Below are 15173 nucleotides of genomic sequence, written 5' to 3' on the forward strand. Positions count from 1 at the left end.
GCGGACGGGAGCCTCCCCGTCCGCCGCGGCGCAGGTCACGGCAGCAGGCCGTCGACCTCGGTCGCGAGCGCCGGGATGGCGTCGGCCACCGTCGCACGCCCCGCGGCGATCTCACCGAGGGCGTTGCCCACGGCATCCTGGATCTGGGTCGCGTTCGCGCCGAGCTGCGGCGCCTCGGCGACGTTCTCGAGGGAGTCGAACACGGCGATCCGGTTGGCCGGGGGCGTCTTCTCGAGGTACGGCGCGAGCAGCGACTCGTCGCTGATGGCCGGCAGCTCCCATCCTGCGTTCAGGCGCACGTCGACCATCTCCTTCGAGCTCGTGAGGAACTGGGCCCACTTCTGCGCCGCCTCCTGGTGCTCGCTGGACTGCGACACGACGACCGCATTGGAGAAGGTGGCGCTGGCCTTCTGGGTGTCACCCGGCTCGACGGCGATGTCCCACTCGAACGGCAGGTCGCCCACGAGGCTGATCATCCAGATGCCCGTGTGCCACATCGCCAGCTTCCCCTCCTTGAAGAGGTTGGTGTCGAAGTCGGGGGTTCCCGCGCCGTCGGCGGCGGTGGGCATGACGGTGCCCGACTTGCCCGTCAGCCACTCCGCGGCGGCCTGCCCGGCGTCCGAGCCGAACCCTGCGGCACCGTCCGCCAGGAAGCTGCCACCGGCCTGCTGGACGGTCTTGTAGTACTCGTAGTACGAGATGGGCTGGTAGTCGCCCCACACGCCCGCGTCCTTGTCGGTGAGCTTCTCGGCGGCGGCCTTCTCGTCGGCCCAGGTCCAGTCCGACGTCGGGTAGTCCACGCCCGCCGCGTCGAAGAGCTCCTTGTTGTAGAACAGGACGACGTTCGAGAACGACGACGGCAGACCGTACTGCGTCCCGTCGACGGCGTACGTGTCGAGCACGCCCGCGCGGTACAGCGAGGTGTCGACGCCGTCGAGAGGCGCGAGCACCCCCGACGCCTGGATGTTGGCGAACGCACCGGCATCCACGTCGAAGACGTCGGCCTGCGTCCCGGCGGCGAGGTCGGTCTGCAGCTGCGTGAAGTAGTTGGCGTAGTCGGTGGTCGTGACATCGACCTTGATGCCCGGGTTGGCCTTTTCGAAGGCGTCGACGATCGTCTGGAGGTTCTCCTCGTTGCCGCCGTTCGAGATGAAGTTGGCGTAGCTGATCGTCACCTCCTCGTCGGTCGCGTCGGGGCTCGGCGTGGCCGAGGACGTGCAGCCGGTGACGGCCAGCAGCGAGGCCGCGGCGAGGGCGCCGGCGGCCAGAGCGGTCTTGCGGTACATGTGGTGCGATCTCCTTTGATTCGGGTGGTGGTGCGGGTGGTGCCGCGCCTACTTCAGGCCGGCACCGGCGACGCCCTGGACGATGTACTTCTGGGCGAAGACGTAGAGGGCGAACATCGGGATGATGCTGATCACGGACCCCGCCATCAGCACGTCCCACTGGGTGGAGTACTGGCCCTGCAGGCTCGTGAGAGCGACGGGGAGTGTCTGCATGAGGGGGTCGCGGAGGATGATCAGCGGCCACAGGAAGCTGTTCCACGTGTTGAGGAACGCGAACACGGCGAGCGTGGCGAGGGCCGGGCGGATGAGCGGCAGGATGATCTGCACGAAGATCCGGAAGTGCCCCGCCCCGTCGAGCGTCGCCGCCTGGTCCAGGTCGTAGGGAACGCTCGTGATCGCCTGCCGGAGCAGGAACACCCCGAAGGCGGTCGCGATCGTGGGGAGGATCGCGCCGACGTACGTGTTGATGAGGCCGAGGGCCTTCATCTCCGCGAACAGCGGCACGATCAGCACCTGGAACGGGATCATCATGGTCGCGAGGTAGACGACGAACAGCGCACCGCGCCCGGGGAACGGCATCCGCGCGAAGACGTACGCCGCCATGGCGCTCGTGATCAGCTGGAGCACCGTGCTGGCGATCGCGATGAGCAGCGAGTTGGCGATGACGCGCGCGAACGGCACGCGATCGAACAGCTCGGCGTACGGCGAGAGCGAGGGGTTCTCGGGTACGAGCGTCGGCGTCGTGGTCAGGGTGGCGCCGGGGGTGATCGAGGTGACCACGGTCCACACGAAGGGGAACACCATGATGAGCGCTCCGGCGACGAGCACGACGTACAGCGCGAGGCGCGGCAGCGGCTTAGTCATAGTTCACCCATCGCTTCTGACCGGCGAACTGCACCAGGGTGACGATCATGATGACGAAGAACAGCAGCCAGGACAGGGCGGATGCCATGCCCGCCTGCCCGTAGCGGAACGTCAGGTCGTAGACCTGCTGCACGATCACCTGGCTCGAGTTGTTCGGCCCGCCCCCGGTCATCACGTAGACCTGGTCGAAGACCTGGAACCCGTTGATGAGCGACAGCACGATCACGAAGAACGTCGACGGCGACAGCATCGGAAGGGTGACGCTGACCAGTCGCCGCCACGGTCCCGCGCCGTCGAGCTGCGCCGCCTCATAGAGGTCGGGATTGATCGACTGCAGTCCGGCGAGCAGGATCACCATGACGAATCCGAGGTCCTTCCACGCCGAGGCGAGGATGATCGACGGCATCGACCAAGCCGGATCGGCCCACCAGCCGGGTCCTTCGATGCCGAACCAGGCGAGCACGCTGTTGACGACACCGTTGCTCGGGCTCAGCAGCCACCGCCACACGAGAGCGACGACGACCCAGCTGGTGATGACGGGCAGGAAGTACACGCCGCGCAGGACCGCTCGGCCCCGCAGTCGTGCGTTGAGCGCGAGCGCCAGCGCGAGTCCGCCGACATAGACGATCGGGAGGTAGCCGGCGATGTAGTACAGCGTGTGCAGGAACGCGTCGCGGGTGGCCGGGTCGGTGAGCAGGTGCGCGTAATTGTCCAGCCCGACCCACTGCATGGGGCCGATCAGATTCCACGAGTGGAGGCTCGTCCACGCGGCACTGAGCATCGGGCCGATCACGAACGCCAGGAGCGGCACGAGGCTCGGCAGGAGGAAGACGGCGACCGTCAGCGCGTAACGGAGGCGTCGGCGCCCCGGCATCCCTCGGCGCTGCGCGGGCGCACCGGGTGCGCCGGCTCGCTGCGTGGTCGCGCCCTCCGCCGCGGCGCGCGCCGTGAGTGCGACGCTCACGATCGCTTCTCCACGGCGGCGACGAGGCGCTCCCGCACGAGGCGACCCTGGTCGCCCGCCACGCCCTGCGCGTCGAACGGTGTCGCGAGCACGAGGGCGGCGGCACCCTGCGCCCAGCGATCGTCGTCCCAGCGCTCGACCTCGACGGACACCCCGCGCTTTCCGGGGACGAGAGCGTTGCGCAGCGCCGCGTCGAAGGCATCCTGCCAGTGCGACCACGCCTGCACGCCCTCGCCCGAGAGCACGACGGCCTCGGGGTCGAGCAGGTTCACCGCGCCCGCCATGGCCCGGCCGAGCTGGTGCCCCGCGTGCGCGAAGATCTCGCGGGCTTCGCTGTTGCCCGCGTCCGCGAGGGCGCGCAGCTCGTCGATCCCCTCGTCCGCCCCGATGAGCCGGATGGAACGGGCGTCGGTGACGAGGGCGCCCTGGCCGATGATGGCCTCGAGGCATCCGCGATTGCCGCACTGGCAGAGGGGACCGTCCTCGCGCACGGGCGTGTGACCGAAGTCGCCCGCCCCGCCGGATCGGCCGCGGACGATCGCGCCGTCGGCGATGAGTCCCGCCCCGACGCCGTTGCCCACCGTCACGACCAGGACGTTGCGCAGGCTCCGACCGTGGCCGAAGAGCTGCTCGGCGGCGCTCAGCGCGTTGACGTTGTTCTCGACGACGACAGGCAGGTGGAGCGCGCGGCGCAGCTGTTCGCCGAGGGGAACCTGCACCCAGCCGAGCTGCGTGGAGTCCACGACTCCGATGCCCTGCTGCGCGACCGTGCCGGGGAGCCCCACGCCGATGCCGAGGAGGCGACCGGCGCCGCGTCCGTCGATGAAGCGGCGGACGGCGTCGATGAGATGGGATGCCGCGAGCGGCGAGACCGCGTCGAACGGCTGCACGTCGGCCCGGCGGACGATGCCGTCGACGCCGACCTCGACGAAGGCGACGTGATCGGGGGCGACCTTCACGCCGACGGCGGCGAGATCGGTGGCCACGAGACCCAGGAGTCGTGCGGGACGACCGCCGCTGCTGGCGACCTCGAGCTCTTCGATCAGACCGTCGGCGAGGAGGTCGCGCGTGAGCTGGGTCACGAGCGCGGGCGAGACGGCGAGCGCGCGGGCGAGATCGGCACGCGACGTCGAGCCCTGCGCTCCCAGGTGCGCCAGGATCGCGGTGCGATTGACGTCCGCCTGACTGCGAATTGCCGCCACAGTAACCCCTTTGTTTATGACTGAATAAACCGTAGAAGTAAGTGGCAGCCGCGTCAAGCATCAGTTTCGACACGGCGCGGAGGCGCTCCGTGAGACGGGCCGGGGAGAGGGCTCAGCGAGTCGGCTCAGCGCAGACCGACGACGGGAACGCCCAACCACTCCCCCAGGTCGAGGATCTCGGACCGGATCATCTCGACCTCCTCGTCATCCAGTGGCGTCATCTCGTGGACGGCGGAGACCACGAGCGTCTCCTTCTTCTTGTCCAGCTGCGCGTCGAGCTGACCCACGAAGCGGTCGCCGAGCAGGATCGGGTGCGCGAAGTAGCCGAACTTCCGCTGCGAGGCGGGCTTGAACTGCTCCAGCACATAGTCGAACTCGAAGAGCTCTCGGAGGCGCGGCCGGTCGAACAGCATCCCGTCGTACGGGTTCAGGATCGCGACGCGTCCGCCGGGGTCGTCGTCGAGCGACGCGACGGCCGCAGGATCGACCCGCCACGCCCAGGTGCTGCCCTCGACGGTCGCCGGCTCCCCGGCATCCCCGACGGGCGTCCACGGCGACTTCCGCTTCGCGATGCCCGCCGCCTGCAGCCGCCGCGCCTCGAGCAGGTGGCCGGCCTCCTCGTACGACGGCACCGGGAGGTCGGCGGGGTAGACGCGCTCGCCGATGTCCCACACCCGCTGGCGCCCCTCCCGCCGCACGATGCCGACCTCGCCCACGTAGGACAGGAGCTCCAGCATGCGCGGCACCTGATTGGAGCCGTACCAGCCCGCCTCGTCCTTGTGCGCGACCTGACTGGAATCGGCGATCTCCGAGGCCAGCAGGGGCCCGTCGGCGCGCAGCTTCGCCAGCACATCGGCGCGGAAGCGCGCATTGGCGGCGAGCCACTCCGTGGCCTGCGCGCGGAAGACCCGCCCCCGCATCCGCGCCACCATCGCCGGCATGAGGCTTGCCGCGTGGAAGTGCCCGTCGTGCTCGAAGAGCAACCGGTCCTGCTCGACGGACTTGCTCAGCTGACCCGGCTCGTACGACCAGCCGATCCGGGTCCAGGGGATCGTCTGCTCGGCGGGCGCGATGGTCGCGGTCGGGTCGATCTTGAGCGACCCGAGCTGCTCGGCCACCTCGACGACGTCTCCCGGGCGCTGCGCGTCGAGCAGCTGCGCGCGCACGGCGAGTCTGCGCGCATCGTCTTTCGAGAGGCGGTGCATGTCACGACAGTACCGGCGCCCCCCGACGCCGCGACGGGGAGCGACGCGGCGTTCCGGGCACGGCACGCACCGTGAGCCACACCCCCAGCGCGAACTCCCACACCGCGATCGGCAGCGCGAGCAGCGCGGCGAGAGGGGAGACCTGGTCGAGCACGCCGAGCAGCGTCGCGCCGGCCGACACGAGGAGCAGCGGCGCCCCGATCAGTCCGACGATGGGGATGAGGCGCGGGACGAGCCGCGTGCGGAGCAGGGCGGCGCCCAGGAGCAGCGCGTTGACGGCCGGGAGGAGCCCCGGCCCGAGGAGGAAGGCCGCGTCGTGGAGGGCGACGGCAGAGGGGTCGCCCGTCGTGACGACCACCAGGACGGCGGCGATCCCGAGGAACACGAGTCCCGCCTCCAGCACGCGCGAGGCGACGAAGCCGACCGCGAGCGCGGGAACCGCGCGGCGCAGCAGGGGGAAGAAAGCGACCGCCGTCCCGACGCAGGCCAGCGCGAGGACGACCTCCAGCAGCGCCCCCGCGCGCGCCAGTATCGCGGCGTCGGCGGCGGTCGATCCGGCGAGGACAGGACTCTTGAGGGCGAGCGCCGGGATGGAGGTAGCGAACGTGAGCAGGTACAGGATGCCGGCAGTGCGCGCGAGGCGGCGATCGGTCATGGAAGTCCTCCGAGTCGGTGGTGTACGGCGTACACCTCTGTCGACATCGTAGGTGTACGGCGTACACTTCAGCAAGTGCCCGACAATGGACCCATGCCCGCACCCGCGACCGCCCGCATCCCGCTGGATCGCGCGCGCGTCATCGCGGCGGCGATCGACGCCGCCGATGCCGACGGGCTCGCGGCACTCAGCATGCGCGGCCTCGCGACCCGGCTCGGGGTGGTGCCCATGGCCCTCTACAAGCACGTCGCCGACAAGGACGACCTCGTCGCGGGCATGATCGACGCCGTCGTGGCCGGTTTCGCCGCCCCCGCCGCCGATCTCGGAGCCCGCGACAGCATCACGGCGCGCATCGCCGCGGCGCGAGCGGCCGTGGGGCGGCATCCGTGGCTCCGCGGTGCCATCGAGGCCGCGACCTCCCCCACCCCGACGGTGCTCGCCCACATGGATGCCGTTGCCGGCGACCTCTTCCGCTCCGGCCTGTCGGCCGACCTCGTCCACCACGCGATGCACGCCCTCGGGAGCCGCATCTGGGGGTTCTCGCCGGAGGCGTTCACCGCCCCGACGGGCGGACCCGACCCCGAGACCGCAACCCCGGATGCCGAGACGCGGCGGGCGATGGCGGAGCGCTACCCCCACGTGGCGGCGGTCGCTGCGGATGCGGCCTCCCGGCATCCGTCCGGGGCGTGCGTCGCCGACGCCGAGTTCGACTTCACGCTCGACCTGCTCCTGGACGCCGTCGAGCGTCTGCACGCGGCGGGGTGGCGTTCCGGCGTCCCGCGCGCGTCGACGTGAGCCGCCGATCGGCCGGCGCTACGGTCGGGGCATGAGTACGCCCAGGCCGTCGCAGAGTCGGCGCGCTCGCGCATCGCGCCGCCGCGCACGCCGGGTGGCGGCGTCGGGCAGCGACCTGACGGATGCCGAGTGGTTCGGCATCCTCGAGGCGTGGGCACGGTGCGCCTACTGCGGCGCCGACGGGGTGGCGCTCCAGAAGGACTGCGTGCTGCCGATCTCGCGCGGCGGGCGCTACACGCTCGACAACGTGGTCCCCGCGTGCCGCTCGTGCAACGCCAGCAAGAGCAACGAGGAGGTCACCGTGTGGATGCGGCGGCGGCGCCTCGACGAGCCCGCCTTCCTCGTGGCCTGGTACGGCATCGCCGCGAGCCTGCGAGCCGCGTCCGGGCCTCCGGCTTGACGGAGACTCACTCCGGGCGGCCGTACGCCTCCAGCCAGCGCAGCCAGACCTCGCTGACCGTCGGGTAGGCCGGCACCGCGTGCCACAGTCGGGAGATCGGCACCTCCCCCACGATCGCGACCGTGGCGGCGTGGAGCATCTCGGCGACGTCGGGCCCGACGAACGTCGCGCCCACGAGCACGCCGCGCTCCTCGTCGACGACGGCGCGCGCCGTGCCCGCGTAGTCCTGTGCATACGTGCTCGCCCCGGCCACCCAGGAGAGGTCGTAGTCGAGCACCCGCACCGGGATGCCGGCCTCGCGCGCCTGGGCCTCCGTGAGACCGACGGCCGCAGCCTCCGGTTCACTGAAGACGACCTGCGGCACCGCACGGTGATCGGCGGTCGCCGCGTGCGCGCCCCACGGCGCGTCGTCGACATCGCCGCCACGCGCCCGGGCCGCGATCACGTCGCCCGCCGCCCGCGCCTGGTACTTCCCCTGGTGGGTGAGCAGCACGCGATGGTTCACGTCACCGACGGCGTACAGCCAGTCGTGACCGCGCACGCGGAGGGTGTCGTCGACGTCCAGCCACGCGCCGGGCTCGAGCCCGACCGACTCGAGTCCCAGATCGGTCGTGCGCGGCACGCGCCCGGTGGCGACGAGCCCTTCCGCGGCCCGCACCTCCGACCCGTCCGTCAGCGTCACGACGACCTCGCCGCCGTCGGCGCGGTCGACCCGGGAGATGTCCACGCCGAGGTGCAGATCGACGCCCGAGGCGCGCAGCCCCGCCGCGACACGGTCGCCCACGAACGTCTCCATGCCGCGCAGTAGGGCAGACCGAGAGAGCACCGTGACCTTTGTCCCGAACGACGCGAACGCGGTGGCCATCTCGACGGCGACGACGCCGCCGCCGATCACGACGAGGGATGCCGGAACGTCCCGCACCCCGGTGGCCTCGCGGCTCGTCCACAGCCCGGCATCCGCCAGTCCGGGAACGTCGGGCAGGAGCGAGGCGGAACCGGTGCAGACGGCGACGGCGTGCCGCGCCCGCAACCGCCGGTCGTCCACCTCGACCTCTTTCACGCCCGAGAGGCGTGCGTGTCCGCGGACGAGGGCGATCCCGGCACCCTCCAGCCACGACACCTGGCCGCTGTCGTCCCACTCGTGCACGATCTCGTCGCGACGTCGCAGCACCGCCGCGACGTCGACGCCGCCGGTCACCGCCTCCGCCGCGCCCGGCGCGCTCCGCGCCGCGCGCAGCGCCGCTCCCGCCCGCAGCAGGGCTTTCGACGGCATGCACGCCCAGTAGGAGCATTCGCCGCCGACGAGCTCGCTCTCGACGATGACGGCGCTCAGGCCTCCCTGCACGGCGCGGTCGGCGACGTTCTCGCCGACGGGGCCGGCTCCGATAACGATCAGGTCGTACTCTTCGGCATCCACTCGACCACGCTTACCGGAAGTGTGACGCTGTGTGCCACCCCCTTCGCCGATGTCGTTGGGGTGTGATTGGGTGAACAGACCGACCCGGAGGCGAAATGTCGATTGAGTTCCGCGCCGTCACGAAGCGATTTCCTGACGGCACGACCGCCGTTGACGACTTCAGCCTCGTCATCCCGGCGCACAAGACGACGGTGTTCGTCGGGTCGTCCGGCTGTGGCAAGACGACACTGCTGCGCATGATCAACCGTCTCGTCGAGCCCACCGACGGCGACATCACGATCGACGGCGAGAGCATCCGCGACCGCGATCCCGTGCAGCTGCGCCGAGGCATCGGCTACGTGCTGCAGAACTCCGGGCTCCTCCCGCACTTCACCGTCGCTGACAATGTCGCCACGGTCCCGGTCCTCACCGGCACTCCCAAGCGGCAGGCACGAGAGCGTGCGCTCGAGCTCCTCGACATCGTCGGTCTCGATCGGCGCCTGGCCGATCGGTACCCCCGGCAGCTCTCCGGCGGCCAGCAGCAGCGGGTCGGGGTGGCGCGCGGCCTCGCCGCCGACCCGAACATCCTCCTCATGGACGAGCCTTTCGGGGCCGTCGATCCGATCGTGCGCAAGGAGCTGCAGGCCGAGACGCGGCGCCTCCAACGCGACCTCGACAAGACAGTGGTGTTCGTCACGCACGACATCGACGAGGCGTTCCTGCTGGGCGACCAGGTCGTGATCCTCGAGAAGGGCGCGCGGATCGCGCAGGTCGGCAGCCCCGACGAGATCATCGAGAATCCTGCGAGCGACTTCGTCGCCGAATTCGTCGGGGTCGATCGCGGCAGTCGCGCGCTGCGCACCAAGGCCACCCCGCGCGGCACGGTGCTCGTCGACGCCGTGGGGCGCACGCAGGGCGTGCTCGTGAACGACGACGCCGGCAGCGAGGGAAGCGAGGGAGGTCCCGCGTGACCTGGATCCTCGACAACCTCGACCTCATCGGCGGCCTCACGCTCGACCACCTCCGTCACAGCGTGATCCCGATCGTGCTGTCCTTCCTCATCGCCGTGCCCCTCGGCTGGGCCGCCTGGCGCTACACGCCCTTCCGCGGAGCCGCGCTGACGACGATCGGCCTCCTCTACACGATCCCGTCGCTCGGGCTCTTCGGCCTGCTCGGGGCCTTCGGCATCCCGTTCCTCTCCGAGGTGAACCTCATCATCGCCCTCACGGTCTACGGCGTCGCGATCATGACGCGGTCGGTCACCGACGGGCTCGACTCGATCGATCCCGCCGTCCGCGCGTCGGCCGTCGCGGTGGGCTACGGCCCGTGGCGTCGTTTCTGGGCGGTCGACTTCCCGCTGTCCGGACCCGTGCTCCTCGCGGGCCTCCGAGTGACGGCCACCTCGACGATCTCGCTGGCGACCGTCGGCATCCTCATCGGCGTGCAGAACCTCGGCTACCTGTTCACCAACGGATACCAGCGGCGCATCGTCGAAGAGGTGCTCTCCGGCGTCGTGGCCGTCGTGGCGGTGGCCCTCATCATCGACCTGCTGCTCGTCGTGCTCGGACGCGTGCTGATGCCGTGGCAGCCGCGACGGCGCGAGTCGCGCGCGGTCTCCCGCCGAGTGCTCGCGGAGGCCACCGCATGAACCTCTTCCTCGACGCGTTCGCGTGGATCTTCTCGCCCGACCGCCTCACCGGCTCCTCGGTGCCCCTGCCCCTCGCGATCTGGCAGCACCTCGCCTTCACGTTCGGCTCCGTGCTCATCGCCGCCCTCATCGCCATCCCGCTCGGCTGGCTCATCGGCCACACCGGTCGTGGGCGCGAGATCGCCGTCGCCCTCTCCGGCGCCGCCCGCGCGCTCCCGTCGCTCGGCCTCCTCCTGCTGCTGGTGCTCCTCATCGGCGTCGTACACAAGACCGAGGCGGCCGTCGTGTCGTTCGTGCTGCTCGCCATCCCGTCGATCCTCGCCGGGGCCTACGCCGGCTTCGAGGCGATCGACCGGTCCGTGATCGATGCGGGGCGGGCCGTCGGCATGACGCCGTGGCAGGTGCTGTGGAAGATCGAGGTGCCCCTCGGCCTCCCCCTCCTCATGGGCGGGCTCCGTTCGGCCACGCTGCAGGTGGTGGCCACCGTCACCATCGCCGCGTACGCCGGACTCGGCGGGCTCGGCTTCTACTTCCTGCAGGGCATCCAGCTCAACCGCTTCGACCAGGTGCTCGGCGCCTCGCTCATCGTCGTCGCGCTCGCCCTCGCCCTCGACGGCCTCTTCGCCCTCCTGCAGCGGCTCGTCGTCCCCCGCGGGGTCGCGCTGCCCCGCGGCGTCGAGGGCCGCACGCCCTACCTCCGTCCACACAAGGTCGCCGACGCCCCCGGCTGAGACGCCTCTCCCGCACCACAGCACCGCTCACTCCGAGATCTGCACACCATCCAGAAAGGTCCGCACCATGACCCGCATCCGCACCCGCCTCGCCGCCACCCTCGGCCTGGCAACGGTGGCCGCCCTCGCCCTCGCCGGCTGCGCCACCTCCGACCCGCTCGGCGGCGACAGCAGCAACACCCCGCCGGCATCCGGTGAGCCGTCGACCATCGTCGTCGGCTCGCAGGCGTACTACTCGAACGAGATCATCGCCGAGATCTACGCCCAGGCCCTCGAGAACGCCGGCTTCACGGTGGAGCGCAAGTTCCAGCTCGGCCAGCGCGACATCTACATCCCGTCGCTCGAAGACGGCAGCGTCCAGCTGATCCCCGAGTACACGGGCAACCTCCTGCAGTTCTTCGACGAGGCGACCACCGCCACGGCATCCGAGGATGTCTACGCGGCCCTCGCCGACGCACTGCCCGAGGGCTTGACCGTGCTCGACCAGTCGTCGGCCACCGACCAGGACTCCTACAACGTCACGGCCGAGTTCGCCGCCGAGAACAACCTCACCGAGATCGGCGACCTCGCCGGCATCGCCGACCTCACCCTCGGCGGCGCACCCGAGCTCGAGGAGCGCCCGTACGGTCCGAAGGGCCTGAAGTCGGTCTACGGCGTCGACGTCGCGTTCTCCGCGACCGCCGACACGACCGTCGACGAGCTCGTCGCGGGCAACATCCAGGTCGCCAACGTCTACAGCGCCGACCCGCGCATCCAGACGAACGACCTCGTCACCCTCGCCGACCCGAAGGGCCTGTTCCTGGCATCCAACGTCGTCCCGCTCGTGAGCGAGTCGATCGCCGACGAGATCGCCGACGTCATCAACCCGATCAGCGCCGCCCTCACGCCCGAGGGCCTCGTCGCCCTGAACGTCGAGTCCACCGAGGACAAGCGTTCTTCGGCCGACATCGCGACCGACTGGCTCGCCGCCAACGGCCTCGACTGACACCCCGTCACCGCGAACGCCCCCGGACACTCTCCGGGGGCGTTCGCCGTCCCCCGCCCCCCCGGTCGTTGAGCGAGGAGCGCAGCGACGAGACGAAACGCCCAGCCCCACCCACAACCACCCCCCCGGTCGTTGAGCGAGGAGCGCAGCGACGAGACGAAACGCCCAGCCCCACCCACAACCACCCCCCGGTCGTTGAGCGAGGAGCGCAGCGACGAGACGAAACGCCCGGCCCCACCCACAACCGCCCCGCCCCGGTCGTTGAGCGAGGAGCGCAGCGACGAGACGAAACGCCCGGCCCCACCCACAACCGGCCCCGCCCCGGTCGTTGAGCGAGGAGCGCAGCGACGAGACGAAACGCCCCCCGAATCAGAAGGCGCGCAGCGTCGCGTGCAGGCCGCCGTCGATCTGCTCGCGCCGCAGGATGCCACGGCGTCGCAACACGGGCACCAGCTCGTCGAGGGTGCGGTGGACGGTCACGGGGTGCAGGTCGCCCCACAGCAGCACCCCGTCGTTGCCCCACTCACCGAGTTCCTCGATGAGGTCGGCGAATTCCTCGGCCGTGCCGACGAAGCCCGAACGGTCGGAGATGCGCCCGAGGCGCGCGAGCGCCGTCAGATGCTCCCGCAGGGGCGTCGTCGCGACATCGCGGTCGCCGGTGAGTCGTCGGATGCTGCCCTGCGAGACGTGGTCGCCGAAGATGGCGGGGTCGAGCGGTGCGTCGAGGTCGAGCGCGGTGAGGTCGGTCTCCAGATCGCTCGACTGACGCTGGGCGATGCGCTTCAGCGCGGCGTCGTCGGGGTGCGCTGCGGCCGCCACCAACCGGTCTGCCTCCTCCGCGCTGGCGACGAGCGTGGGCTGGATCGCGAAGAGGATCGTGATGTCCTCGGGACGGCGTCCGCGCTCGACGGCGGCCGCATGGATGCGCGCGCGGTACTCGCGGATGCTCGTCTCGGTGAGCGGGGCGAGCGCCAGCTGCACGTCGGAGTTCGCACCGGCGAACGCGAGGCCGCGACCCGATCCCCCGGGTGACGCGATGACGGGCTCGCCGTGCTCGAACGGCACGGCGTTGAGCGGACCGTCGAACGCGTAGTACTCGCCGCGGTGGCGGACGGCATCCAACCGCGTGCCGTCGGCGTATACGCCCGAGATCGGATCGGCCACGAGGGCGCCCTCGCCCCAGCTGCGCCAGAGCGAGCGGATGCCGGCGAGCCACTCCTCGGCGCGGTCGTAGGCGGCGTCGTGCCCGAGCTGCGGTGCGTCGCCGAAGTGCCGGGCGCTGCCGGTGTCGGTGACGACGTTGAGCCCGAGGCGGTGGCCGCTCAGGTGCTGGAGACTCGCGAACTGCCTCGCCGCGGTGTACGGCAGGTACGCCGCGGGGTTCACGGTCGGGATGACGCCGAGGTGCCGCGTCGCCTGGAACAGGTACGGCGCCAGCAGGAGGGGGTCGTGCTTGGGCCCGCCGAACGCGTGACGGACGCGTGTGTCGAGCGTGGCGGGGGATCCGAGCGAGGGGGCGTCTTCGATGAGCACGAAGTCGAAGCCCGCCTGCTCCAGCTCCCGCGCCGACTGCTGATACAGGTCGGGCGATGTCCACCGCCAGTCCCAGTCGAGGTAGGGATGCCCCCACCCGTGCGGCCCGAAACCGCGCGCGAGGAACCAGCCGAAGTGCTGCGGCCGGCTCATGCCGAGACCTCCGCGCGGGCGACGGCGGGAGCGACGGACGCTGCCCCGGCCGCCAGCGCCCGCCCGAGGTCGTCGATGAGATCATCGACATCCTCGATGCCGATGGACAGGCGCAGCGTGCCAGGGAAGACACCGAGCGCGAGACGCTCCGCCTCGGTGAGGTGCGTGTGGCTCGTCGAGGCGGGATGGAGCACGAGCGAGCGGACATCGCCGAGGTGCGTCATGTGGGTGAACACGTCGAGCGCTTCGACGACACGGCGCGCATCACCGGCATCCCCCGCCACCGTGAACGTGAAGACCGACCCGTATCCGTCCGGCAGGAGCTCGGATGCCAGGGCGTGATCGGGGTGCGAAGGGAGGCCCGCGTAGTCCACCGAGGCGACCGCGGGGTGCGTGGCGAGCCACGTCGCCACCGCGAGGGCGTTCGCCGACTGGCGGTCCACCCGCAGGCTCAGCGTCTCGATGCCCTGCCCGATGAAGAAGGCGTTGAGCGGCGAGGGGGTGGGACCCAGGCGCGGTGCGACGCTCTCGCGGGCGTAGGCGATGCGCGCGTCGCCCCCGGTGCGCTCCACCAGGCTGGCCGTGCCGCCTCGACCGGGCGCCACGAGGTGCGGGAACTTCGCTCCCGATCGCGCCGCGTCGAACCGGCCGCTGTCCACGATCGCCCCGCCGATGACGGTTCCCTGGCCCGAGAGGAACTTGCTGGCCGAGTGCACGACGACGTCCGCGCCGTGCTCGATCGGTCGCAGCAGGTAGGGGGTGGCGAAGGTGTTGTCGACGACGAGCGGGATGCCGTGACGTCGCCCGACCGCGGAGACGGCGGCGATGTCGAGGATGCGGTTGGTGGCGTTGGAGATCGACTCGGCGAACAGCGCCTTCGTCTCGGGCCGGATCGCCGCCTCCCACGCTGCGGGGTCGCCGATGTCGTCGACGAAGTCGGCCTCGATCCCGAACCGGGAGAGGTTGTCGAGGATCAGTCCGCGACTGCCCTCGTAGATGTGGTTCGAGACGACGATGTGGTCGCCGGCGGCGGCGAGGCTCAGCAGCGCGACCGACGTGGCGGCCTGGCCGCTCGCCAGGAGCAGGGCCTGCGAGCCGCCCTCCAGGGCAGCCAACGCGCCCTCGACGGCGTCGATCGTCGGGTTACCGATGCGGGTGTACGCGTAGCCCTCGCCCGCACCGAAGTGCGAGGCCGCATCGCCGTACTCGTCGAAGCTGAAGCCCGCCGTGAGGTAGATCGGGGTCGCCCGCGGAGAGGATGCCCCGGCGCGCCCGCGCTCGTGGACCTGCCTCGTAGTGAATCCCCTGCGGCCCATGACGTGTCCCTCCTTGCCGACAGCCATCTTGCGCCGGGAG

15 protein-coding genes are annotated in these 15173 nt (G+C 71.0%); 6 read left to right on the forward strand and 9 right to left on the reverse strand.

Annotated features, from left to right (window positions below; genetic code table 11):
* Positions 1 to 35 precede the first annotated feature (35 nt).
* From ACSQ18_RS11415 to ACSQ18_RS11440, 6 genes are all read right to left on the reverse strand, one after another.
* Positions 36 to 1286: an ABC transporter substrate-binding protein gene (locus ACSQ18_RS11415; protein ID WP_301037870.1), complete on the reverse strand. Its 1251-nt coding sequence runs from the start codon at positions 1284 to 1286 to the stop codon at positions 36 to 38.
* 48 nt (positions 1287 to 1334) lie between these two features.
* Positions 1335 to 2150 carry a carbohydrate ABC transporter permease gene (locus ACSQ18_RS11420; protein WP_144806044.1) on the reverse strand — a complete coding sequence of 272 codons (816 nt, stop codon included), beginning with the start codon at positions 2148 to 2150 and terminating at the stop codon, positions 1335 to 1337.
* Complete coding sequence (locus tag ACSQ18_RS11425; protein WP_436037467.1) at positions 2143 to 3114, reverse strand: carbohydrate ABC transporter permease; 972 nt, start codon at positions 3112 to 3114, stop codon at positions 2143 to 2145. Before ACSQ18_RS11425 ends, ACSQ18_RS11420 begins: the two co-directional genes overlap by 8 nt.
* A complete protein-coding gene (locus ACSQ18_RS11430) occupies positions 3111 to 4316 on the reverse strand; it encodes an ROK family protein (protein WP_436037468.1) in 1206 nt (401 codons plus the stop codon). Before ACSQ18_RS11430 ends, ACSQ18_RS11425 begins: the two co-directional genes overlap by 4 nt.
* A gap of 125 nt (positions 4317 to 4441) precedes the next feature.
* A complete protein-coding gene (locus ACSQ18_RS11435) occupies positions 4442 to 5521 on the reverse strand; it encodes a DNA glycosylase AlkZ-like family protein (protein WP_436037470.1) in 1080 nt (359 codons plus the stop codon).
* 1 nt (position 5522) lies between these two features.
* Positions 5523 to 6176 carry a DUF4386 domain-containing protein gene (locus ACSQ18_RS11440; RefSeq protein ID WP_436037472.1) on the reverse strand — a complete coding sequence of 218 codons (654 nt, stop codon included), beginning with the start codon at positions 6174 to 6176 and terminating at the stop codon, positions 5523 to 5525.
* A gap of 93 nt (positions 6177 to 6269) precedes the next feature.
* Here ACSQ18_RS11440 and ACSQ18_RS11445 point away from each other — a divergent pair, with 93 nt between their 5' ends.
* Together ACSQ18_RS11445 and ACSQ18_RS11450 are read left to right on the forward strand one after the other, a co-directional pair.
* Positions 6270 to 6971, forward strand: coding sequence for a TetR/AcrR family transcriptional regulator (locus tag ACSQ18_RS11445; protein ID WP_436037474.1), 702 nt, complete (start codon positions 6270 to 6272; stop codon positions 6969 to 6971).
* Between the two features lie 31 nt (positions 6972 to 7002).
* The gene (locus ACSQ18_RS11450) at positions 7003 to 7371 is read left to right on the forward strand and encodes an HNH endonuclease signature motif containing protein (RefSeq protein WP_144806048.1); all 369 of its coding nucleotides are present in this window, start codon (positions 7003 to 7005) and stop codon (positions 7369 to 7371) included.
* A gap of 7 nt (positions 7372 to 7378) precedes the next feature.
* On the opposite strand, the gene ACSQ18_RS11455 is transcribed toward ACSQ18_RS11450, so the two are convergent.
* Complete coding sequence (locus tag ACSQ18_RS11455; protein WP_436037476.1) at positions 7379 to 8788, reverse strand: dihydrolipoyl dehydrogenase family protein; 1410 nt, start codon at positions 8786 to 8788, stop codon at positions 7379 to 7381.
* Between the two features lie 95 nt (positions 8789 to 8883).
* On the opposite strand from ACSQ18_RS11455, the gene ACSQ18_RS11460 reads away from it, so the two are divergent.
* From ACSQ18_RS11460 to ACSQ18_RS11475, 4 genes are all read left to right on the forward strand, one after another.
* A complete protein-coding gene (locus ACSQ18_RS11460; RefSeq protein ID WP_436037478.1) occupies positions 8884 to 9738 on the forward strand; it encodes an ABC transporter ATP-binding protein in 855 nt (284 codons plus the stop codon).
* Positions 9735 to 10415, forward strand: a complete 681-nt coding sequence (locus tag ACSQ18_RS11465) for an ABC transporter permease (protein WP_436037480.1) — start codon at positions 9735 to 9737, stop codon at positions 10413 to 10415. The genes ACSQ18_RS11460 and ACSQ18_RS11465 overlap by 4 nt, the downstream gene beginning before the upstream one ends.
* On the forward strand, positions 10412 to 11146 hold the full coding sequence (locus ACSQ18_RS11470; protein ID WP_436037482.1) for an ABC transporter permease: 735 nt from the start codon (positions 10412 to 10414) through the stop codon (positions 11144 to 11146). The genes ACSQ18_RS11465 and ACSQ18_RS11470 overlap by 4 nt, the downstream gene beginning before the upstream one ends.
* A gap of 67 nt (positions 11147 to 11213) precedes the next feature.
* Complete coding sequence (locus ACSQ18_RS11475) at positions 11214 to 12131, forward strand: ABC transporter substrate-binding protein (RefSeq protein ID WP_144806053.1); 918 nt, start codon at positions 11214 to 11216, stop codon at positions 12129 to 12131.
* 369 nt (positions 12132 to 12500) lie between these two features.
* On the opposite strand, the gene ACSQ18_RS11480 is transcribed toward ACSQ18_RS11475, so the two are convergent.
* Complete coding sequence (locus ACSQ18_RS11480) at positions 12501 to 13817, reverse strand: LLM class flavin-dependent oxidoreductase (protein WP_436037484.1); 1317 nt, start codon at positions 13815 to 13817, stop codon at positions 12501 to 12503.
* On the reverse strand, positions 13814 to 15133 hold the full coding sequence (locus ACSQ18_RS11485; protein ID WP_436037485.1) for an O-acetylhomoserine aminocarboxypropyltransferase/cysteine synthase family protein: 1320 nt from the start codon (positions 15131 to 15133) through the stop codon (positions 13814 to 13816). Before ACSQ18_RS11485 ends, ACSQ18_RS11480 begins: the two co-directional genes overlap by 4 nt.
* Between the last annotated feature and the right edge of the window lie 40 nt (positions 15134 to 15173).

Origin of the sequence: Microbacterium sp. LjRoot45, assembly GCF_964253325.1 — a bacterium.
Classification (GTDB): Bacteria; Actinomycetota; Actinomycetes; order Actinomycetales; family Microbacteriaceae; genus Microbacterium.